This is a genomic window from Luteolibacter sp., assembly GCF_039920825.1.
Taxonomy (GTDB): domain Bacteria; phylum Verrucomicrobiota; class Verrucomicrobiia; order Verrucomicrobiales; family Akkermansiaceae; genus Luteolibacter.
Genome location: NZ_JBDSCX010000074.1, coordinates 51353 through 75555, shown reverse-complemented (window position 1 = coordinate 75555; position 24203 = coordinate 51353). Strand labels below are relative to the sequence as shown.

Here is a 24203-nt window from a genome sequence, read left to right as displayed (position 1 = left end):
ATGTCGTGCGATTTCTGGGCGTAGGCGGTGTCGCCGGTGAGATACCACATGAGCGCCAGATTATACACGGCCTGCATGTCACTCTTCCATTGGTTGAGATTTACGTCAGGGGTGCGGGAGACCGTCGTAAACGGGCCTTGCATGGTATAGGTGAGTTTGGATTGCGAACTGCTCGAGAGATTCAAGTAGCCGTCCTTCCAAGGGTTCTGATTCAGGCTGGCCTTGAGAGTAGCCAGATCATCAAGGCTGAGTGGGATACACGGATGGGTGTAGGCGTGCGCCTGGGGCAGGACGAGGGCGAATGGCAGCGTCAAGGACGTCAGCCAGGTTTTGATGTGTCTGTTCATGGATTTTTTGGTGTTTTTTCTGGTGTTTTTTTGGTTCTCAGGTTGATGGGGAAACGCCCCGTGCAGCCAAGGAGAGTGGGACTATTCCCCTGCTGGAATAACAGAGGAGGCGTCATGGGTTTTTGTTGGATTTTTGGGCTTTTAATGATGTTGGTCGCGCGACCCAGAGGTTTCCCGGTCTGGTGACGAACGACAACTCGTGGCAGAACTTCGCGGTGCCGCCTTACGCGCTGCGCCTGGATTGAGGGCCGTGGGTGTTCCGGCGAGCGCGATAGCCGAGGTGCTATCTCAGGTTTGGGTTTCACTTATGCGCCGATCACAGTGCCTCATTGATTAAGCCTTGAACATCCGATGAACATCAGAGGCTGGCGGGCTGAATATTTGACGGCGTTGTTGATCGCCTCTCGGTACCAGTGGCCCGCTCATGGCAGGACAAAAAAAGGGGGAGGTGCGTGGGAAGCGGCCCTGGGCAGACATAGAGAGCGGAGAAGCCGTCTCAGGAGGGCTTTTCGATCCGGTTACCGGACCTCCCGCAAGGAAGTCGTCAGGTTCCGGAGATTCGAGATCTCCGCGAGGGCGCGCTCACGGAGGGTGGGTTCGGAGAAAGCTTCCGCCCACCGGAGCGCGGCGGAGGAGTCTTTGAGCGCCCATTGGTGGAGCACGGCCATGGCCGCTTCGTCCTGCACGGTTCCCGGCTCTAGGCCGGAAACAAGACGCGCCGCCTCAGCCGGATCCGATTTGGAAAGCACAAACGAGGCTCTCGCCAACAGGCGGTCCCGCCATTCGCCAGGCGGCTGTTCGCGCGTCCAATTGAGAGCCGCTTCAGATTCCTTCTCACACCACTGCATGGTCAGGCACTCCAGCAATCCGCAGTCGTCGTCCTGGTCCGTGCCGTGGGCGAGCGCAAGCGTGACGGCCCGGCGCGGATCTTTTTCCGCTACGGCCAGGCAAACGGTGGAGCGGGCGGAACGCCGGGCGGCGGGATCCTCCACCGCCGAAACCCATCCCAGCGCCGCCTCCGCGTCCCGCAGAGCCCATGCGGAGAGCAGATCCCGGATGCGGTTTTCGCGTTCGCTCCCTATTTCAAGTGTGAATGCCTGGACCAGCGCCCGAGCGGGATCGGTAGCACGGGCATCGATGTTAGAATGCCCGCTTGAAGGTTTTTCACCGCTGGGATGGGCCCATTGTTTTGCGGTGTCGCGTTCAAGCGATTCATCCGCCCACACAAGCACGAGGACGGCAGCCGCGCAAAGAAACCCGGTAGGGTATTTCATAAGGTTTTTTAGTATGGGCTGGGTTTTTTGGTCCTTGGTCTGAAGACCATGTTGGGTTTTGGAGCCGATCGATAAATTACCGTCGAGCGTCGCCAACGGGCAATGGCTGAGCCACTTGACCGTTTAAGTGACCAGCAACCGAGTTGGTATTGGAAGTCTGGGATCGTGAGGTTGGGGCTAACCCGGACCATCCGTTTTCCCATGGTAGCGGTGCGATGAGCGCCACCCCATCGACCGCCGAACACTCATCCGCATCCGCCTTCAACGGTCGGTGGTCGCCCATCCTGCCTGTTCTTCCGCCTATTCCGACACTTTTAACCGGAAGAAGATGGTATTGCTATCAGCTGTTGGGACGCTGAAAATGTGGTGGGATCCGGAACCGGTATCCTTGACTTCCCTCCAACTTCCGGGCTTCAGATCGACGCTGGATTCCGCGCCATAGGTGACGCTTGTTAGGCTTTCAGGTTCCGTGAATTCGAGCACGTAATTGTCACCGATTCTTAACGGAACAGGAAGTTTTCCCGAGCTGTCATTGGCGGGGTCGAGCGCGAACGCACGTTCGACGAGATTGGGGATGCCGTCGTGATCTGGATCGTCCAGCGGCGGCAGATAGAGGCTGGCATCGGCAGGGATGGAAATCGATTGGACGGTGGAGCTGGTAGATGGGGAGGGGAGTCCGACCATGGCGAGGCTATGGAGCGAGGCCGAGCCGGTGGCGGCCAGCATGCACCGCGATCCTGTTGGCCAGGCGGTGGAATCGACGGATGAAGAGACCTCGCTGGTGGCGGTGGTATTGTTTCCAAGCTGGCCGTTGCTGTTGTCACCCCAGGCGGCGGCTGAACGGTCGGTGCAGAGCACCAGGTTGTGGTTTCCTCCGGCGGCGATGCCGAGGATCGTTTTTCCCTGAATCGCCCCGGCCGAAGGGACCGCCACTGGGACCAGGCTACGACTGATTCCAATGAGTCCGAGCTGGCTTTTGTTATTGGCTCCCCATGTGGCGAGCGTGCCGTCCGTGCAGAGGGCAAGGCTGTGGGATCCGCCGGAAGCGACAGCCGAAACGGTCTTGCCGGCGAGTGCGCCAAACGATCCAATGTTGATGGGGGTCTTGCTGGGGGTCACGGTGTTGTTGCCGAGTTCACCATGCTCGTTGTAACCCCAGGACACCAAGGTGCCGTCGGCGCAGAGAGCGAGGGTGTGGTATTGGCCTGCGGAAAGTGAAGCGACTTTCTTGTTAGCTAGTGCGCCGTCCAGGTTCGTGAAGGGGGAGCGGGAGATGCATGCGAAGGCGGACGGGCTGACCGACAACATGTTCTACATCGGTATAGGGTTGGAATACCGGGTCAACAGTGATCTCAGTATCGGAGCCGGCTGCTGCTCGGATTTCCGCCCGAGCCACCCGGCCGAGCAATCATGCAATATCTCATCCACGTTCCGGTTCTGAAATCCCTTTGCCCTTTGATGTCTTCGGTTTGATAATCGCGGGGTTGCATTGTCTTGAAGGCTTTTCGTTCACATGGATTGTGGGAACCCCCGTTACTCCGAGACGGCGTTCGAGAGTGGCGATGCTTCGGGCGGCGGGCAGCGCCTATATTACCGGCGGGTCACTTTTCTCGAATGCGAAATTGTTGATGACGACCATGAGAAGAAGATCGGTCGATTTTGAATCAAAGACACTACTCACAACAACGACGATTGTTTCCAGTTCGGCAACCTCGCTCACCATTAGTTTCCTCAAGAGAAGCGGGGTTGGATGCACGGTCGAGTCCACCACCGATCTTACCCACTGGTCCAATGGAACGGTCACGCCTACGGTGTCTGCCGACCAGACCAACAAAATCTCATCCGACTACACCCGGGTATGAGGCGACGTTATCCAACCCCGAAGGCCAGGGCTTCATGAGGGTGGAAGCCGTGGTTCCGTAGCCGGGGACGAATGCTGTGCGCCTGATAGTGCCAACATCAATCCCAAATAGTTGGCTCTCCGGTGAGCATGCCACATCGAAATCCGACAGGTGGCGGATTTGTGGGGCTCCTAAATCCACTTTCCAGTTTCTCCCTTATACAAATAAAGAAACTGAACCGATACCGTGGAAGGTAGCCTGGCGATGCGGGATTTCACGCATCTTGTTCACTCTGTATTACCTAATGTATTTACCTCCACACAAAGGGATGGAGATGCCGAACTTCCGAGACTATGAAAAATCCGGGTGATCGAATTCCAGGGATCATTTGGCCGGAGCCGGAGTTTCGGCATTCCCGGAGCCTCCGACGAATCCGTTGAGTCGGGAGATCATCGAGCGGAGATGTTCTTGAACCGATGAAAAGGCGGGGTCTTTTTCCCAGCCCGTGATGATGTCCAGTGCCTCGCGATCATGCGCCGCGAGGTCGGAGCCGGACGGGGAGGCTTCAGTGGTGAGAAGGTTGTTGGAAATGAATTGGTTGTTATTCGGATAGACGCCGGCGAAGGAGCGTAGCTCGGTGCCGGTGCGGGCGGGGTCGAGCAGCCAGGTTTTCACGATCTCACGCTGTGCCGCATCGCGAAGATCGGCGCGCGCGAATTCCTGTGAGACCATTTCAGGGCGGCTTTCCTGCAATGTCCGATCGGCGGAGAGGCGGGCGAGGACATCGGAGGATTGTTGCTGTACCAAGCGATCGAGGGTGAGAAATCCGGCATGGGCCAGGTCCTTGCGGTCTTTCCGCTGGATCAGACTGGAAAGCAGCGGGGTGCTTTCTGTGGCTCCGGTGTGGACGAGGACATCGAACGCATTCAGATAACCGATAGAGGGATCCGCCTGCCATGCGGGATTGGCGATGAGCGCTTCGGTTTTTTCCCGGAGATAGGCATTGGTTTCCTGCGACGCGTCGTTTTTCCCGACATTACGGAGAGCCAGCGCCCACTCGTCGGAGGTGGTGGGCTTGGTCAGAATTTCCCGACCGATCAAAGCCGCGGCGGTCGGGTCGATGGCGAGGAGTGCATCTAGCAGAAATATCCTGAAGGTAGGCCATTCCGAGAGTGTGCCTTGTTTGCTGATCACAAAGGATAGCCCGGTTGGTTTGTCATCGCTGCTGTTGAGGAAGCTGCGGATCCATGCGACGGCCTCTTCGCGCGGCATGGCTTTGAGGTCAGCCTGAAGTTCTGTGAGAGTCTTCAAGGCATCGGCGCGCGCGGGAGATTTCTGCAGATTTCCGAAAGCGGCGGCGACCGGGCTTTCACCGGTTGGACGAATGCCGGGAGATCGCTGGGAGGAGAGGACCTTCGATTTTTCCGATTTGTCCGACGTTACACTTTTCCACCACCAGAGGCAGAGCAATCCTGCGACGAGAAGAGAAATGGGGATGGAGATAGATTTCCGAGGAATCATGACAGCGGGAAGGCGCTAGAGCGCTTGGAACTTACTCGAAATTTCCGGAATTCCCCGTGGCCGAGAAAAATAGGGTTCCGAAACCCCAAGAAGCTCGCGATCAACATCATTTGAAGCGTGAGATATTGTTCGGGTTTCATGATGATTTGCTAACCGGGGTTAATCGTTTTTTTCGAATGGAACAATGGTGCTCCAAGTGAGTGGATGGCAAGGTCAAAGTCCGGTGGTAAGATGTTGGACGGAGGCGCTTGAAGTGGATTTGTCGCATCATTTTCCCTTCATCTCCACGAGTTCATTCAGACGGGTATGGATCTCTTCGCTCCACCACCAGGTTGTCGTTCTGGAAAAGACTCCATGCTCGCCGCACCCTAGATTTGGAATAGAGTTGTCCAATCGCCATTAGTGATGATAGAGAGCCTTTTAGCCGAAGACTCATGCAAACGCTCCGCATCTTCATTTCCTCCCCCGGTGACGTTTCCCAAGAACGACAAAGGGCGCGTGAGGTGATCGACAGTCTCCGTCGCCGGTATTCACGGAGCTTTTTCCTGAGCCCGATCTTCTGGGAGGATCTACCATTGGAACCGGACATGTCGTTCCAGCAGGGGATTGATGTGGTGCTCTCGAGCCAAGGGGTGGACATCGCAGTTTTTATCCTGTGGTCCAGACTGGGATCCGCAGTGGGCTCGTCGATCCCGAAGGCTGATGGCACGGAGTATCGGAGCGGCACCGAACGTGAATATGACTTGATGATGCAGGCGCGCGGGGTGACCAGAGAGACGGAGGGGAAGCCCCGTCCTGCCATGCTGGTGTATACGCGGAGGGATGACGCGAGCTTCGCCGAAGCCCTGCGCACTGCCGGATCCACCGCCGAGCAGAAGAAACTTCTCCATCAGAAGGAACTCGTTGAATCGTTCATTCAGGAGACGTTTCAGGATTCGGAAAGCAATACCAACATCGGCGCCTACATTTCCTTCGACCGGCCTTCGACCTTTTCCCAGCGTCTGCGTACTCACCTGCAGGCCAAACTGGATGAGATCGCGGGTGGCATCGATATCGCCATCTGGGATACCCATAACCAAGGGCCACCGTTCCTTGGTCTTGCGGCATTCCAGCCTAAACATGCCGATGTGTTTTTCGGACGCGAGGAGGAAATTCTCGAAGCCCGCAACGCCCTGAGACAGAAGGCCGCCGAAGGCTGCGCCTTCCTCCTTCTTTCGGGTGCCAGCGGCAGCGGAAAATCCTCGCTCGCCTGTGCCGGAATTCTTCCGGAAATCGTCCGCAGTGAAACCTGTCCCAGTGGGAGCATGGAATCCACCGCCGGGACTATCTGGCTTACCCTCATTCTCACTCCTGCGGAACTCGCGCCAGATCCGATCACTGCTCTTGTCCGCCGGCTGACGGGCGAGGGGCTGCTTCCCGGATTGCATACCGACGAAAAGACGCTCGAACAGTTGGTGGAAGGTCTCCGCAAGGATGCCGCGGCTATTTTTCCATGGACGATCAAGAAGGCCCTTGCCGACATTCCCGGACGCGATGGCGAATCGCGGATGCTGATCGTTCTCGATCAGTTGGAGGAACTTTTCACCTCGTCGAATATCACTCCGGAAGCGCGTTTGGAATTTCTCAACGTCATCGAGGTTTTCGCGCGCAGCGGGTCGATATGGATCGTCGCCACGTTGCGCAGCGATTTCTATCAACAACTCCAGAGCGAGCCCGCGCTTGTTCGGATGAAGGAAGGACGTGGCTTGCTCGATGTCCTGCCACCGCGCACCGATTCCCTGCAACGAGTCATCGAAGAACCCGCGCGCCTCGCGGGTCTTGTCTATGAATCCCGCGACGGGCTGGCGCTTTCAAGCCGGATCCTCAAGGACGCCGCTCCCCACGCGGAACTTCTCCCGCTCCTCGAATTTGTCCTGCGGGAGCTTTACGAAAATCGCGCCGACGAACGTCAACTGACCTTCGCCGCCTATGATGCGCTTGGTGGAGTTGAAGGAGCCCTCGCCAACCGTGCGGAGGAAACCTTTGCCGGCCTGCCACCCGATTCCCAACAGGCATTGGAACGTGTCCTCCGGTCTCTCGTGACTCTTGGCACCGAATCCGCCGATGGAAGCCGGACGGAAAAGGCGGTCCGCCAATACGCGCCGCTTTCTAGGTTTGAAAATGATCTCCCTGCAAAATTCCTAATCGATAGATTCATCAGTGCCCGGCTTTTTACGACCGGCCAGGTGGAGAACTCCCATGAACCAGCCGTGAGCGTCGCTCATGAAAGTCTCCTGAGAGTCTGGAAGCGCGCGATGAAGTGGAAGGACAAGAATCTGGATTTCCTCCGAACCCGCGCCCGCATCGCCTCCCGCATGAAGGAGGGTAGTCCTTTGCTCACCGGCGATCCGCTGCTTGAGGCCGCGCGAACGTCTCTAGCAAGCCATGCCGCGGACTTCACGACCGAGCAGCGGGAGTGGGTCGTGGAAGCTGTCTCCAACGCCGATTCCGCGGCAAAGCGTGTGGTATTCCGCAGGCGGGTGGCATTCGCCACGCTCTCCGCGCTGACCTTGGTGGCTATTGCTGGTGGGGGCGTGGCCTTCGCCTCATATCGTGTCGCGAAACGGGAGAGCGAGAAATCCGAGCGCTCGGCGCAGATGATCGGCGACGCGCACGAGAGTTCGTCGCGTCTGATGGCGGATGTTCTCGTGGATCTGCGTGCCAAGCTTGAGCCGGCAGGCCAGGCCGGAGCCCTTGAAGACACCCAGCGGTGGGTCTACGAGCACTTCAGCGAGAGCGAATTTCCCGGCGACGATGCCGACAGCCTGCACATGCGCTCGGTGGCCTTGAACAGCAGGGGGTATCTGGCGCGAAAGACCGGGGACTATGCGGCTGCCGAGGATTACTATACCCGCTCGCTCGCCATCCGAATGAAGTTGCTGGCCATGGATCCCGACAAGCCTCTCTATCAGCACAATCTCGCGATCGCCCACGACAACCTGGGGGATCTTCATCTCACCAAGGGACAGGCCGCAGGCCTGGCGGATCAGGATCAGGAATACAAAGCGGCCATCGGAGAATTTCGTGAAGCTCTGAAGCTATCAAAAAAACTAACGGAACTTCCTGACGCGACCCGTCAGTGGTTTGACGATCTGGCGGTGAGTCATTTGAAGGTAGGGGGCGCTCTCTTCGTGGCAAGCGATGTGAAGAACGCCGAAGTGGAATTGTTGGCTGGATTTCCGATTGCTGAGAAGGTTGCAAAAAGCGACGACAGCTACCCGAAGTGGCAGGCGAATCTTGGATACTATTGTCTCCAACTGGGGAACTATTATTCGTGGACCACCCAACCGGACAAAGCACGGCCCTATTTGTTGCGGAGCAAAAGCATCTTTGAGGAACTTGACAGGAAAAAGCAAATGACGCGGCAGTATGCGAAATGGCAGGCGGAACTCACCACCGCCCTGCTGGATATCGAGTAGTGCGTCCATCCTCCCATTCCCACTAACGGACTACTGATGCGCGCATTCCCCCTCCCTCCAATTTTCATCGCTCTTGCGACGCTGGTTTTGCCCGTCTCCCTTTCATTCTCCCAGACTTCTGGGCCACAGGTCATCGAAATCGAGAGGACGGTTGAAACATCTCCGCCGCCTAACAATGTATGGTCGCCGGCCGAGTTGAAACGCCCGCTGGTCAAAAAGGCGGCGGTTGCGGCTCGGGATCTCAGCCGCGCCGTGGTCCGCCTTTCGGAAAGCCGCCTGATGCGCGTGGCTCCGAATACCAGTCTGACGATTCTTCCGTCCTTGCTCGCGGGTGGTGCTCCTGGCCTGGATGTGGGGAAAGGGGAGGTCTATCTCTTCAGCCGGGGATCCAGCTCGGAAATGTCCATCACCACTCCGGTGGTCGAAGGCAGGCCCCACGGCACCCAGTTCAGGGTTCTGGTAGAGGATGACGGCACCACCACCTTCACCATGTTTGAAGGTGAGGTGGAATTGGTCAATGGCTTGGGAAAACTGACGTTGGGCAGCAAGGAGGAGGGGATTGTCGAGCCCGGTAAAGCGCCCAGGAAAACGGCACGCATCGATGCGAAGAATACGATCCAGTGGTGTCTCTATTATCCGGGAGTGATTCACGTTCCAGAACTCGGTCTAACGAAAGTCGATGCGTCCGACCTGAGGGCTTCACTGGCCGCCTACGCCTCGGGGGATTTGTTGGGATCGCTTGCGAACTGGCCCGCCAACTACCATCCGAGATCCGCGCAAGCGCAGGTCTATCATGCGATGGTTCTGCTGGCGGTGGGGGAGGTGGAAGGCGCGCGTTCCGCGCTTTCGTCAGTCCCGGCGAATGTTTCCGGACGGCGCGCCATCGAGGAAATGATGGATGCCGTGAATTTCGAGAAACGAGACGGAGAGCAGGAACCGGGGACCGCCAGCGGCTGGCTCGCCCGTTCCTACTACGAGCAATCCCGCGCCACCGCCGAGCCCAAGGAGCCTCACTTGGAGCAGGCACTCACCGCCGCACGGAAGTCGCTGGAGCTCGCTCCGGACTTCGGCTATGCCGCCGTGCGCGTCGCGGAGCTGGAGTTTTCCTTCGGCCGCACCAAGGCCGGGATGAAAGAACTCGCCCGCGGCCTCCAGCTCACACCCCGCAACGCCCAAGCCTACAGTCTGCAGGGGTTCATGTATAGCGACTGGAACTGCATAGCCGCCGCCCGCGCCTCGTTTGAAATCGCCATCGAGTTGGACAGCGCCCTTGGCACCGCGTGGCTCGGCCGCGGCCTGTGCGACATCCGCAGCGGTAGGGTGGAAGCGGGGCTGGGGGATCTCCAGACCGCCACGATCCTCGAGCCTAACCGATCCCTCTTCCACAGCTATCTCGGCAAGGCTGCCAGCCAGTTCGGCAATAACAAGCCGGCGATGGAGGATCTGGACTTCGCCAAAAAAATCGACCCCGCCGACCCCACACCCTGGCTGTATTCCGCTCTCGTGCTACAGGAGCAATACAAGCCGAACAAGGCCATTCACGACCTCCAGAAATCCATCGAACTCAACGACAACCGCCGCCTCTACCGCTCATCCATGCTGCTGGATCAGGACCGCGCCGTCCGCGGCGCGAATCTCGCGAAAATCTATCAATACAACGGCATGCGCGAGGTCGCCGTGCGCGAGGCCACCCGCGCCGTCGAGAGCGACTACACCAATCCCTCCGCCCACCTCTTCCTCGCAAACTCCTTCGACGCCCTGCGCGATCCGGACCGCATCCTCCTGCGGAATGAAACTCCGTGGTTCAACGAGCTGCTGCTCTCCAACATGCTCTCTCCCGTCGGCGGTGGGCCGCTTTCCCAATTCGTCTCCCAGGAGGAATACTCCAAACTGTTGGAGTCGGATGGCATCGGCGGCAGCTTCGTCAACCAATGGCGCGGCAACTCCGACATCCGCTCCACCGCCTCCGTCTTCGGCACCGAGGGAAAAGTCAGCTACGGCCTCGACGCCTACTATCAGAACGACACCGGCGACCGGCCGAATTCCGAAATGCGCCTGCAGGAACTGTATGGCCAGTTCAAATGGCAGCCCTCTCCCGATGACATCTTCTATTTCCTCGGAAAATGGGCCGCCCAAAAAGGCGGGGACAATACCCAGAACTATGACAACACCACCTCTCCTTACGCAACTCACTCCAGCTTCGAGGAGAATCAGGAACCCGGCCTCCTCCTCGCAGGCTGGAACCACCGCTGGGCACCGGGATCCAACACCCTGTTTCTCGCTGGACGCCTCAATTTCGAACAGACCCAGAAAAGCCCGCTCAGCCAACAGCTTCTTGTCGAGCGAGATAACGATGAAATGCTTGACTCCGGATTCCTCGTCAAGAAGACCCTGCCCTTCGGTGTAGAGGTCGAGGACTACGCGAACGACAAATTCGACGGATCCATCACCAGCAAGCCTGGTGGCTTCGTCAAATACTCCGATGCCCTGCTGAAGGAGATGAAGAATCATCTCGGCAAGGGTACGGTCGGGCGGGTGTATAGCAGGGATTTCAATTTTGATGCCCACCGGGAATTCGACGTTTACTCTGGGGAAATTCAACAGATCGAGCAAACAGACTGCAACACCCTCCTCCTCGGCGGGCGCTGGCAGCAGGGAAAGATCGAGGCGGACGAGAACCTGAAATACATCCCCGCCTTGGATGGTGGATTTTCCAACCCCGCCTCGAAGCAGCATTTGGAATCCGACTTCCGCAGGACCGGCCTCTACGCCTACGACTACTGGAATGTCCTGCCCCAGCTCACCCTCCTCGGCGGAGTCGCATGGGACACCATCGATCATCCGGACAATTTCCGCAACCCACCCGTCAATGACCGCCAGAAATTCGACCAGGACGTTTCCGGGAAATTCGGCTTCACCTGGCAGCCCACCCGCAGCGTCACTTTCCGCGGGCTGGCCGCCGGCGGAATGGGTGGCCTTTCGTTCGACGAAAGCGTCCGCCTGGAACCTTCGCAACTCTCGGGATTCAATCAGGCCTACCGCACCGTGCTTTCGGAATCCGTCGCCGGATCCGTCGAGGCTCCTCTCTATCAGATCTACGGTCTCAGCGCCGAGGGCGTCTTGCCTGAGCGCACCTGGTGGGGTGCCTCCGTCAATTTCATCGACCAGGAGGTATCCCGCACCCGCGGAATTTTCACCGGTTATGTCATGCCCGGCGCGCCCCTCAGTCCCACTTTCTTCGCGGACAGCACCCGTGAGGATCTGGACTATCAGGAAGGTAGCTTCGCGCTCACCCTCAACCGGCTCCTTGGCGACGAGTTCGCCGTGGGCGCCGGCTACCGCGTCACCATGTCCGAGTTGCAGACCCGGCTTCCCGAGCTTCCCGTCGCCCGTGCCACGGACGAAGCCACCCTGCAGGAATTCGGCCTGCACGGAGACTGGAACTCGCCCACCGGATGGTTCGCCCACGTCGAGGCCAACGCCTACATCCAGCGCTTCGGCGAGGATAACACCTACGATGGCTTGAGAGCCACCGTGAATACCGACAATAGGCACGGCAATGATCTCCCGGAACGCAATGGCGACGACTTCATCCAGTTCAACGCCTGGGCCGGCTACCGCTTCTACCGCAACCTCTGCGAAGTTTCCGCCGGCGTCCTCAACATCGGAGGCACGGACTATCAGCTCAGCCCCCTCAATCCCTACGCCGACATCGCCCGCGAGCGGACCTTCTTCATGTTCTGCCGCATGAGTTTCTGATCGGTTCCTGCCACTCCTTTGAAATGGATCTGACAAATCGTTAGGACAGCTTAATCAAGGCAAGGGATTGCCGCCCGGCAAACCATTTGGCCATGCTAACAAAGTTTGGCCGGGCCGATCGAAATTGAGATGCCGCCAAGGGGATCGGTTCGATTTTGTTGAATGCTTATAATCAATTGCTTGCTGGGTATTTTCATCGGTTTTTCAACACCGGATATTGGGACTAGTCAGAAATTGTTTCCGCGCTTCTCACAGGAACACCCAAAGCGGAGGATTTGAAGTCGCCACCCCGGAAGCTTTTGTTCAGCTTTCAATGCTTGGTCCTCTGGATTTCCAGACGCGGCTGCCGAGGAGCCCTATTCCTCTTTCCCCCCTTTTGAAAATGAAAAGCATGATCCTCCGGCTGTTCCTCATCTGTGGTTCTTTGGCTGGAATCGCGGCCGGCCAGGCTGATCTGTTCGCCGATGCTCAGGCAATTTCCGGTTCGTCCGGGAGCGTGATTGGGAGCAACGCCAACGCCAGTGCCACTTTGGAATCTGGAGAACCACCTAACATCACATCCAGCACCATCGTCCGCCCCCACGGCGCAATCAACAAAATCACCTCAGCCGATTCCATTTTCCCAAGCGGAAAATCCGTGTGGTATCGATGGACCGCACCTTCAAATGGTAAGTTCACATTCAGTTTGACGGCGGACTTCGAAGCTCAGTTGGCAGTCTACACGGGTAGCGCGCCGAACACTCTGACGCCAATGGGCGGGAGCGATTACGAGAACGAGCTTGGGAAACCACCAGCAGTAGAATTGATTTCTCTATCAGCAGACCCGGCGCAGGTCTACTGGGTGAGAGTTACCGGTCGCTCAACTGCGAGTGGAAGCTTCACACTCAGTTGGTGCTCCTCTCCCCTGAATGACAACCTTGCGAACGCATCTGTCGTGAATCTCACGCCCGGAATCAAAACGGTCCCCGGTTCCAACGCCGGCGCGACGGGTGAGGTCGGAGAATTTGCATCCCCATACCTGATCCCGCAGCGCAGGTCGGTCTGGTACCGTGTTTTGGTTCCTGCCGGATACAGCATTTCGCTCTCCACCGAAGGAAGCACGTTCAACACATTCGTTTCGCTTTTCAGGCAAACGTCCTCGGGATGGTCAGGATTGATACCGCTTGATGGCAGTGACGATACCACTGCCGGGACATTCAGCGCGCTCTCGTTTGTTTCGAACGATTCGCCGGTGGAGTATTACATCGCGGTTGACGGCGTCCATTCGGCTACGGGAAATATCACCCTTAACTTCGCGGTCACCCCGCCTCCAGTCTATGAAAAGGTGTTCAGCTTTTCCGATGCGCTGGCCGCAGACCTGGCGACGGGGTCCAGTCCCGTGGGTACCTTGGTGCAGGCCAGCGATGGGAATTTTTATGGTACCACCTATACTGGAGGCGAACGCAACCAGGGCACGGTTTTCAAAATGACGCGCGGCGGGATCCTGACGACGTTGGTGGAGTTCACGGGCACCGCGGGGGACGCCAAGGGGTGGCGGCCTCAGGCCGGCCTGGTGCAGGGCGGCGATGGAAATTTCTACGGCACGACTTACAGTGGTGGTAAGTTCTCCTCAGACGGTACGCGCTCCTACGGAACGGTGTTCAGAATGACGCCGGGCGGGGATCTGACGACGTTGGTGGAGTTCACGGGTGCCGGCGGGGACAAAAAGGGGAGTAGTCCTCAGGCTGGCCTGGTGCAGGGCAGCGATGGCTATTTTTACGGCACGACATCCGGTGTCGACGCGGGCAACTTCGGCACGGTTTTCAAGATGGCACCTGCCGGAGGACCCCTGATCTGGGTAAAGGAGTTCACGGGTACCGTGGGACTCTTCTACAAGGGAGCGAAACCCATGGCCGGTCTGGTGCAGGGCAGCGATGGAAATTTCTACGGCACGACCTCCAAGGGGGGCGAGTTCGATCAAGGCACGGCGTTCAAACTGACTCCGGCCGGGGTGCTGACGACTTTGGTGGAATTCACGGGCACCGGGGAGGGCAAAAACGGCGGTAGTCCTCAGGCTGGCCTGGTGCGGGACAGCCTTGGGAATTTCTACGGCACGACAGCCGGCGGTGGCACTTACGGTTTCGGCACGGTTTTCAAGATCAGCACCGACAGCACGCTGACGACGCTGGTCCACTTCACGGGCAACGGAGCGAGCAACAAGGGGAGAAGTCCCAAGCATAAACTGGTGCAGGCGAGCGATGGGAATTTCTACGGCACCACCTATGAGGGGGGCGCGTTCGATCAAGGCACGGTGTTCAAGATCATCACCAACGGCACGCTTGCTGGCACAACGCTGGTGACGCTGAAGGAATTCAAAGGTGCCGAGCCGAACAAAAACGGGAGTAATCCCGAAGCTGGATTGGTGCAGGGCGGCGATGGGAATTTTTACGGCACGACCTATCATGGGGGCATTGGGGGCGTGAATACCGGGTACGACGGGTTCGGAACCGTGTTCAGAATGACTCCGGGCGGGGCGCTGACGACGCTGGTGGAGTTCACAAACATAGGGGTGAACAACAAAGGGAGCAGTCCTGAAGCCGGCTTGGCGCAGGACAGTGAAGGGAATTTCTATGGCACCACCAAGGAAGGTGGTGGGGTGACCTTTCCCGACGGGTTGGGAACAGTCTTCAAAATGACTCCGGCCGGCGCGCTGACGACGCTGGTGCGGTTCACGGACAAAGGAACAGATAACAAAGGGAAATTTCCTTTGGCCGGCCTGGTGCGAGACGGCGATGGGAATTTCTACGGCACGACCTCTGGTGGCGACACCGACGGCTTCGGCACGGTTTTCAAGATGACAGCAGGCGGGGTGCTGACGACGCTGGTGCATCTCACGGGCACCGGGGGGAACAAAAAGGGGAGTAACCCTCAGGCTGGTCTGGTGCAGGGCCTAGCGCAGAACAATGATGGGAATTTCTACGGCACAACTTCCGGTGGTGGCACCTCCGGCTTAGGCACGGTTTTCAAGATGACGCCTGCCGGAGAAATGACATGGGTGAAGGAGTTCACAGGCATCGGGGGGGGCACCAAGGGCGCGGTTCCCAAGGCTGGCCTGGTGCGGGGCAGCGATGGAAATTTCTACGGCACGACATCCGGCGGCGGCGCGCTCGGCTTCGGCACGGTGTTCAAAATAACGCCTGGCGGGCTCCTGACGACATTGGCGGAGTTCACCGGCACCGCGGGGGACAAAAAGGGGAGTAGTCCTCAGTCTAGCCTTGTGCGCGGCAGTGACGGGAATTTTTACGGCACGACCAATCGTGGGGGCGTTGGGGATGGGAGTATTGGGGGCGTTGGGTTCGGAACCGTTTTCAGAATGACGCCGGGCGGGGAGTTCATGACGCTGGTGGAATTCACGGTCCTGGAAGATGGGAACCCATCCGCTCCCCTCATGCTAGCATCGGATGGAAACCTCTACGGGACCACCGAAGGTCCCGGTGGATCCGTATATCGATTGATTTTTCCTGGCCCACCGAATGTCTACGCGGAGAAAGAGGAGGTTCAGGGAACCTCCAGCGTCCTCTGCCAGGCAATGGTCAATGCGCGCGGGGTGAATACGGCGGTTTTTCTGGAATATTGGATCAGTGAGTCGGATTTGCCTTCGACCGTGCCCATCGCCTCGGCACTCGGTGGATTCCAAACGACTTTGGTCGGCACCACGCTGAACAACTTGAGTCAGGGCACGACTTATTACTACCGCTTCCGCGCGGTGAACAGCGCGGGGGAGACTACTTACAGTCCGCCATTGACCCGCCCACCCGCGAGCTTTTCAACTCTGGCAGCACCGGTTGCCGTCGTATCCGCAGCGAGTGGGGTGACTTCCACCAGCGCCACTTTAAACGGCACGGTCAACGCACGGAACTACGCGACGGCCGTTAGCTTCGAGTGGAGCGCGGATGTGAACTTCGCCGCATCCACTTCAGAGGCAATACCCGGAACTATAACAGAAGACACGCCCAAACTTGTTAGTAAGACCGTGCCCGGATTGACCAAAGGGACGACTTATTTCTACCGGATTAATGCGACCAACTCAGGCGGTAATACGGTGAGCGGCACACAGAGCTTTAAAACACTAACAGAACCAACGGCTGCGATTGGCGGAAGTTTCGCCCTCGGAACCACCAGCGTCCGCGTCGAGGGAACGGCCAACGCAAAGGGATCCGACACCACCGTGGTATTTGAATACAGCACCGACGGCGAGCACTTCAACAGCGTCCCAGCCGTTCCCGGCACAATCTCAGGCGAGACGAACACACCTGTATCCGCCACGCTGCCGAATCTCTCGCAGGGCGTGACTTATTCCTACCGCATCCGCGTCACCAAAGAGGGTGGGTTGTTCAACACCAGCGGGCTTGCCTCATTCTCCGTGGACGCCCTCTCCGGGTTCACCCAGGTTCTGCCAGGAGTCCCCGCTCCATCGCAGGGCTTTCTCATCGTGAATCTCTCCCCACCCGGCATCGGCGGCTGGCGCTTCACCGGAGAACTCGCCTGGCGGCCCTCGGGCATCCCGGTGGGCGGCCTGACCACCGGTGACCGCATCGTCGAATTCATGCCGGTGAGCGGCTACATCCATCCATCACCGGAGCCTGTCAGCATCAACAGCGGCGGCGCTGCGGAATTCGTCACCGGCAGTTATTTCCTCACAGGCGGCAGTGGCAATGGCAGCGGCGGAATCACCGTAACCCTCAAACCCGACTCGCTGGCCAGCCACCCGGACGTCTTGCAGCGGATCCAGTGGCGCCTCTACAAGCTCGGGGTCAATACTGATCCGTGGCTCAATTCCGGGGCGATCATCGAAGGTCTCCTCCCCGGCAGCTACCTAATTGAATGCAAGCCTGTCACCGACCGCGCCACCCCGCCCTTGGTCAATGTGGTCGTCGAGGATGGTGATCCGTCGCTCGTGACCATCACCTATTTCCTGAATGACTCCCAGACGGGAGTGGCTCCTGCGCCCATTCCTTTCGAGACCGTATCCACCAGCACCGCCCTGCCGTATAGCTATGTCGGCCAGATCCGCAGCGACTTGGGATCCAGCTCGGGCTTCGTCGTGAAACCCAGGGTCGTTCTAACGGCAGGCCATGTCGTTTTCGACGATGGCACACTCTCGGTCGTCACCGGTCTGCAATGGCTCTTCCAGCGGGACAGCATTTCCCACGAACCCGTTCCCGTCGTCCCGCGCGGCATTCATCTCATGGATGACTACGCCGCCGCCCGCTCCGCAGGCGGCGTGGTGCCGGGCGTGGGCACCACCGAGTCCCAGAACCGTGATGCAGCCGCTCTTTATTTCGCCAGCAGCGCCGGTCGCGGCGGCTACGGCGGCTTCCTCGCCAGCGACGCGGCGGACAATGAGTTCCTGCTGTCATCCGCCCAAAAAATGTTGGTCGGCTATCCCGTCGATGGCGTTACCGCCGCCAACCGCGGCCGCATGCACGCCACCCCGGCCATGAATGTCCACTTCACCCGCGTCCCCACCCTCGATGAATTCGGAAGTCCCTTCCGCACCTACACCACTCCGGACATCCGCGGCAGCGGCGGCATGTCCGGAGGGCCCATGTGCGTCCAGTTCGAAGGCGGCAGCTACTATCCGGCGGCGATCTATCTGGGAGGATCCAACCAGACCGTCGTCCGTGCCATCGACAGCAAGGTCATCGACGTCATCACCCGCGCGGAAGCCGCCGCCGCCGCCGGTGACAATCAAACCGGCGGCGGCTACACTCTATCCAGTTTCTCCACCATCTCCGGAGGCAGCTCTCTGAGCGGTCAGGTGAAGGTCGTCATCAAGCCGGATGCCGCCCGCGACGCAGGTGCCTTCTGGCGTGTCAATACAAGGGACTACCACGGCTCCGGCGATATCGACACGCTTCCCTCCGCGGGCTCTCCCTACACCCTCTACCTCACCCCCGTGGCCGGCTTCGACACCCCTGATCCGGCTGGACAGTCACTGGATTTCAAGGGTGGAAAAATCCAAACCGTCACCTACACCTACATCGACGAAAACGACCCGCCGACCATCTCCAACATCGGCAACAAGACCATCGACGAAGACACCTCCACTGCCGCCATCCCCATCACCCTCGGCGATCCCGACGACCCAGCAAACTCACTGGAACTCACCGGCTCCTCCTCGGATACCACCCTCGTTCCGGACGCCAAAATCGTCTTTTCGGGCAGCGGTGCCAACCGCACCGTCACCGTCACCCCCGCCGCCAACCGCAACGGCAGCGCCATCATCACAATCACTGTTAGCGATGGCAAACTCAGTACCACCGAGACCTTCCAACTCACCGTGGATCCGGTTAACGATCCTCCGACCATCTCCTCCATCCCTGACCAGACCATCCCGGTGAACACCGCCACCGCAGCGATTCCATTGACCCTTGGCGATGTCGATAACCCCACCACATTCGAACTCCAAAGGGCCAGCTCAAATACCACACTCGTTCCCAACGCCAAAATCGTCTTTGGCGGCAGCGGCACCGCCCGCACCGTCACCATCACCCCCGCCTCAGGCCAACTCGGCACCGCCACCATCACCATCACCGTCAAAGATGGCAGCCTCCCCGCCAGCCGCACCTTCCTGCTAACCGTCACCGGCACCCCCCTTGAAAACTGGCGCTTCATCGCCTTCGGCACCGCATCCGGCACCGGCAGCGCCGCCGATAACGCCGACCCGGATGGCGATGGCAACACCAACATCGACGAATACGCCGCAGGCACCGATCCCGACAACCCTGCGGATGTGTTCAAAGTCCTCACCGTAGGCAAGACCGCCGGAACCTGCACGCTAGCAGCTTCCGGCAAGGCCGCCCGCACCTACATTCTCGAGCGCCGCGCGAACCTACTGTCCGGCACCTGGACCACCGTCACTTCCGCCGGTCCGTTCCCCATCGACACCACCATCACCCTCACCGACCCATCCCCTTTCGCCAACTCCGGATTCTATCGGATCCGGGTGTTCCTCCCGTGACAGCGTGAGTCCCGCGCTGCCCCATTCACCAAAATGATTCGATTGCTTCCCCTAACCATAAAATCCGATCGCCACCGTGAACTCACAACCCCGCGCCATCCCCCTCGGCCGGCTGCTCATCGCAACCGGTACGATCATCGCACTAGTTCTAACAATCACCCCCTCCCGGCCGCTTTCTGTCAAAGATCGTGCGGCCTGTAGAAGCGCCCCTCGCTCCGCTTCCACGATTCAGGCCACCGGCACCCGCTCCCCGGATATCCGCATTCCACAAGATCCGATTCCTTTGTCTGGCGACGCCAGCACGGACGCCGCATCACCCGGGCCCGGCCAATACAAATCCCTCGAGGCCGCTATTGCCGCAGCCAGATACGCCGTTGAAAAAATCGATCCCGCCGTCCCGCACTCGCGCGGCGCAGACTATTTCGCCGCCAATCCCGCCCAGCAGATGCGGGCCTGGTTTTCCCATGACGGAGTCGAGCTCGCGAGTGGCATGCAGCCCACGGCAGGCGCGGAGCCATGGAGTGTCTCCATCCGTTTGCGCGGCATCACCCGCGATGCGGCGGAGGCTCCCGTTTCCTTAGGCACCTCCTCAGCTCAGGGCGGCCGCGTGGAAATGCATTACCCGGATCTCGCCGCCTCCCAGTGGTTTGAAAATCGCAAGGACGGCATCGAGCAGGGCTTCACCCTCCAGCAGAGACCGGCCGGCGATGCCGCGGAAGTGAAACTCATGTTAGGCGTAGAGGGCAGCCTCCGTGCGGAAGCCATGGGCGCGCGGGAAGGTGCCCGCTTCATTGATGCCACAGGCGGAGAAATCGTCCACTACACCCGCCTGAAGGCATGGGATGCGGATGGAAAAACGCTCGCCGCCCGCATGGAAGTCCGGGGTGGGGACTCCATCTCCCTCGTCGTCAATGATCACGGTGCGAACTATCCAGTCACGGTGGATCCCTTGTTCGTGAATGCGGAGTCCAGGCTCATTCTCACTCAGCAGGGGGTGAATGGGGAGGCGTTCGGCAAGTGCGTCTCCATCTCCGGTGACCGGGTCCTGGTCGGCGAGCCGATGGGCGATACGTCCAGCGGCTACAATGCCGGCACCGCGTTCATATTCGTCCGGAATGGTGATAACTGGACTCAGGAAGCCCTGCTCAATGGAGGTAATTTCGGCTATGCATTTCAAGCCTTCGGGACTTCCGTATCCATATCAGGAGACACCGCACTGGTAGGCACTCCCTATGACGATGGAAATGGATCACAATCAGGTGCTGCCTATGTCTTTTTCCGCGATAACACCGGATGGCACTATCAGAACAGGCTCCTCGCGGGGGATCGCTCTACCAAAAACTATTTCGGGGCCGCGGTCGCCATCTCCGGCGACTACGCCGTCGTCGGGTCGCCTGCGGATAAATATGTCAGCGGCCCGGAATATTATATCGGTGCCGCCTATTTTTTCTCGAGGAATGGCACCACATGGACCCAACAGGGCGGGAAGAAAACCCCTCTGAACGGAATCAAGGGGGATTGCTTCGGCTGGTCCGTCGCCCTCTCGGGAGACACCGCGCTGATTGGTTCGCCCGGCGGGTATGACGGACGGGCGCTGGGTAGCGCACACGTCTATACCCGCAGCGGGAATGACTGGAGCCTGCAGAAAAAGATCGTCCAGCCGAACGGCGAGATCGGAGACTGCTTCGGTTGGTCGGTCGCCCTCTCCGGCGATACGGCGCTCGTTGGCGCGCCCTCCATTGACTTCAATATCGTGCCGCCACGCACCATCCCGAGCTTTGCTCCCGGCAGCGCCTATGCGTTCTTCCGGACCGGAACCGAATGGAATTCCCAAGGCCGCTTGAACGCTTCGGACGGAGTCACAGGTGATGTTTTCGGCTGTTCGGTGGCGGTTTCGGACACCCTCGCGGTCGTCGGTTCGCCCTATTCCACGAGTCAATCCAGCCGGGGCGGGGGACTGGCCTACATCTTTGAGAAAAACGGCAACGTATGGAACGAACAGAAAGCCGTTAGCGCGGGCATTGATGCGTCGGACCAGGACCAGTTCGGCGAGGCCGTGGCTCTCTCGGGAAACTATTTGGTCGTCGGTGCCTCGCGGGACCAGACGGTGGGAACGAACGTCGGCAGCGCCTACACATTTTTGTTAGGTCGGGTGCCCGAGATCACCCAGCAGCCGCAATCCCGCACCGTCGTTCCCGGAGTTCCCGTTATCTTCAGCGTCGTTGCCACAGGTCACGGGCCCCTGTCCTACCGCTGGCGGAAAAATGGCTCCCAGATCGCCGGAGCGAATCAGCCGAGCTATACCATCCCTTCGGCGCAGGTGGCGGATCAAGGCAGCTATGATGTCGTCGTGTCGAACACCGGCGGCATCACCACCAGCGCGGCCGCGGTGCTCTCGGTCAATGCCCTCTCGGAGTTCGCGCGGAGTTCTCCCGTTGCTCCGCTCGACGCGCAGGGCGTGGTCGTCGTCACACTTTCCCCGCCCGGTATCGCCGGCGGCTGGCGCTTCACAGGCGAGCTCGGCTGGCGGCCCTCCGGCGTCCCCGTCACCGGCCTCGTCACCAGCGACCGCATCGTGGAATTCATGCCCGTGAATGGCTACATCCACCCCTCGCCGGAGCCGGTCGGCATCACCAGCGGCGCTGCGGAACTCGTCACCGGCAGTTATCTTTCTACCGGTAATACAGGCAGCGGCGGCATCACCGTTACCCTCAAGCCCGACTCGCTCGCCAGTCAGGCGGACGAATCCCAGCGCGGCCAGTGGCGGCTCTACAAGCTCGGAGCCAATACCAGTCCGTGGCTCAATTCCGGTGCCGGGATCGTAGGACTCCTCCCCGCCAGCTACCTGATAGAATGCAAGTTCGTCCCCGGTCGCGCCACACCGCCGCTGGCAAACGTGACCGTCGAGGATGGCGATCCATCGCTTGCCACCGTCACTTATTTCCTGGCGGACTCCCAGACCGGCGTCGCTCCCGTGGTGCTGCCATTCGAAACCGTATCCGCCAACAGCAATCTGCCCTACGCCTATGTCGGCCAGATCCGCAGCGACGTGGGCTCCGGCTCCGGCTTCGTCGTGAAACCCCGCGTAGTTCTAACGGCAGGTCATGTCATCTTCGACGATGGCACCCTCTCCGTCGTCACCGGCCTGCAATGGCTCTTCCAGCGCGATACCATTTCACACGAACCCGTTCCCCTCGTTCCTCGTGGCATCCACCTCGTGGATGACTACGCCGCCGCCCGCTCCGCACCCGGTGTTGTGCCGGGCGTAGGCACCACCGAGTCCCAGAACCGCGATGCCGCCGCCCTTCATTTCGCCGCGGATGCGGGCCGCGGCGGCTACGGCGGCTTCCTCGCCAGCGATGCGACGGACAACGAATTCCTCCTTTCGTCAGCACAAAAAACTCTCGTCGGCTATCCCGTCGATGACATCAGCGCCGCCAACCGCGGCCGCATGCATGCCACGCCCGCCATGAACGTCCACTTCACCCGCGTGCCCACCCTCGATGAATTCGGCACTCCCTTCCGCACCTACACCACCTCCGACGTCCGCGGCAGCCGCGGCATGTCCGGCGGGCCGTTGTGTGTCCAGTTCGAGGGCGGCAACTACTACCCCGCCGCCATCCATCTGGGAGGATCTAACCAGACCGTCGTCCGTGCCATCGACAGCAAGGTCATCGACGTCATCACCCGTGCCCAAGCCGCCTCCGCCGCCGGAGACAATCAAACGGGTGGCGGTTACACTCTCTCCAGTTTTTCCACCATCTCCGGTGGCAGCTCTCTAAGTGGCCAGGTGAAGGTTATCATCAAGCCGGATGCCGCCCGCGACGCCGGGGCCCTCTGGCGTGTCAATGAGCGGGACTATCATAGCTCCGGCGTCACCGACACGCTTCCCGCCCCGGGCCCAACGGAATCCTACAAGCTCTACCTCACCCCCGTGACCGGTTTCCAAACTCCGGATTCCGCCGGCCAGACGCTGGTTTTCAAAGGCGGGAAAATCCAAACCGTTACCTACACCTACATCGACGAAAACGACCCGCCGACCATCTCCAACATCGGAAATAGAACCATCGATGAAGACACCGCCGCCGTCGCCATTCCCATCACCCTCGCCGATCCCGACGACCCAGAAAATGCACTAGATCTCACCGGCTCCTCCTCAGATGCCACCCTCGTTCCGGACGCCAACATCGTCTTCGGCGGCAGCGGTTCCGCTCGCACCGTTACGGTCACCCCCTCCGCCAACCGCAGCGGCAGCACCACCATCACGCTCACTGTTAGCGACGGTAAACTGACCGCCATCGAGACCTTCCTGCTCACCGTGAATCCCGTCAACGACCCTCCGACCCTTTCCGCCATCCCGGACCAAACCATCCCCGCAAACAACGCTACCGCAGCACTCAACTTCACCCTCGGAGATGTCGATATAGCCACCGTGTTCACCCTCCAGAAGACCAGTTCGAATACTACGCTCGTCCCTCATGCGAATATCGTCTTCGGCGGCAGCGGCACCGCCCGCACCGTCACCATCACCCCCGCCGCCGGCCAGCTTGGCACCGCCGCCATCATCCTCACTGTCAGCGATGGCACCCTCAACGCCAGCCGCACCTTCTTCCTAACAGTCACCGGCACCCCACGCGAAAACTGGCGCTTCGCCGCCTTCGGCACCGCATCCGCCACCGGCAGCGCCGCCGACACCGCGGACCCGGATGGCGATGGCTGCACCAACGGTGACGAATACGCCGCAGGCACCGATCCCAACAACCCCACCGATGTCTTCAAGGTCCTCTCCGTGACCAAATCCGCCGGAGCCTGCACGCTAACAGTCCCCGGCAAGGTCGCCCGCACCTACATTCTCGAGCGCCGCGCTACCCTTGCCTCCGGCCCCTGGACCACCGTCACCTCCGCCGGTCCGCTTGCCATCGACACCACCGTCACCCTCACCGATTCATCTCCTCTCGGCAACTCCGGGTTCTACCGGATCAGGGTTTCAGTGCCCTGAT

8 protein-coding genes and 1 pseudogene are annotated in these 24203 nt (G+C 59.7%); 5 read left to right on the top strand and 4 right to left on the bottom strand.

The features are described from left to right. The 3 genes and pseudogenes from ABIQ96_RS21345 to ABIQ96_RS21335 all read right to left on the bottom strand — a co-directional run. A pseudogene (locus tag ABIQ96_RS21345) lies at nucleotides 1-347 on the bottom strand (hypothetical protein); the annotation flags it as partial. Nucleotides 348-865: 518 nt separating this feature from the next. Beyond that, nucleotides 866-1621, bottom strand: coding sequence for a hypothetical protein (locus tag ABIQ96_RS21340; protein WP_348216669.1), 756 nt, complete (start codon nucleotides 1619-1621; stop codon nucleotides 866-868). Nucleotides 1622-1921: 300 nt separating this feature from the next. After that, nucleotides 1922-2929, bottom strand: coding sequence for a hypothetical protein (locus ABIQ96_RS21335; RefSeq protein ID WP_348216668.1), 1008 nt, complete (start codon nucleotides 2927-2929; stop codon nucleotides 1922-1924). Between the two features lie 329 nt (nucleotides 2930-3258). Here ABIQ96_RS21335 and ABIQ96_RS21330 point away from each other — a divergent pair, with 329 nt between their 5' ends. Further along, a complete protein-coding gene (locus tag ABIQ96_RS21330; protein ID WP_348216667.1) occupies nucleotides 3259-3483 on the top strand; it encodes a hypothetical protein in 225 nt (74 codons plus the stop codon). A gap of 363 nt (nucleotides 3484-3846) precedes the next feature. On the opposite strand, the gene ABIQ96_RS21325 is transcribed toward ABIQ96_RS21330, so the two are convergent. After that, on the bottom strand, nucleotides 3847-4983 hold the full coding sequence (locus ABIQ96_RS21325) for a hypothetical protein (RefSeq protein ID WP_348216666.1): 1137 nt from the start codon (nucleotides 4981-4983) through the stop codon (nucleotides 3847-3849). A 434-nt stretch (nucleotides 4984-5417) separates the two neighbouring features. On the opposite strand from ABIQ96_RS21325, the gene ABIQ96_RS21320 reads away from it, so the two are divergent. From ABIQ96_RS21320 to ABIQ96_RS21305, 4 genes are all read left to right on the top strand, one after another. Further along, a complete protein-coding gene (locus ABIQ96_RS21320; protein WP_348216665.1) occupies nucleotides 5418-8441 on the top strand; it encodes an AAA family ATPase in 3024 nt (1007 codons plus the stop codon). A 36-nt stretch (nucleotides 8442-8477) separates the two neighbouring features. Continuing rightward, on the top strand, nucleotides 8478-12200 hold the full coding sequence (locus ABIQ96_RS21315) for a FecR domain-containing protein (RefSeq protein ID WP_348216664.1): 3723 nt from the start codon (nucleotides 8478-8480) through the stop codon (nucleotides 12198-12200). Between the two features lie 382 nt (nucleotides 12201-12582). Beyond that, nucleotides 12583-19203 carry a choice-of-anchor tandem repeat GloVer-containing protein gene (locus ABIQ96_RS21310; protein ID WP_348216663.1) on the top strand — a complete coding sequence of 2207 codons (6621 nt, stop codon included), beginning with the start codon at nucleotides 12583-12585 and terminating at the stop codon, nucleotides 19201-19203. A gap of 76 nt (nucleotides 19204-19279) precedes the next feature. Next, nucleotides 19280-24202, top strand: a complete 4923-nt coding sequence (locus tag ABIQ96_RS21305; RefSeq protein ID WP_348216662.1) for an immunoglobulin domain-containing protein — start codon at nucleotides 19280-19282, stop codon at nucleotides 24200-24202. Nucleotide 24203 lies beyond the last annotated feature (1 nt).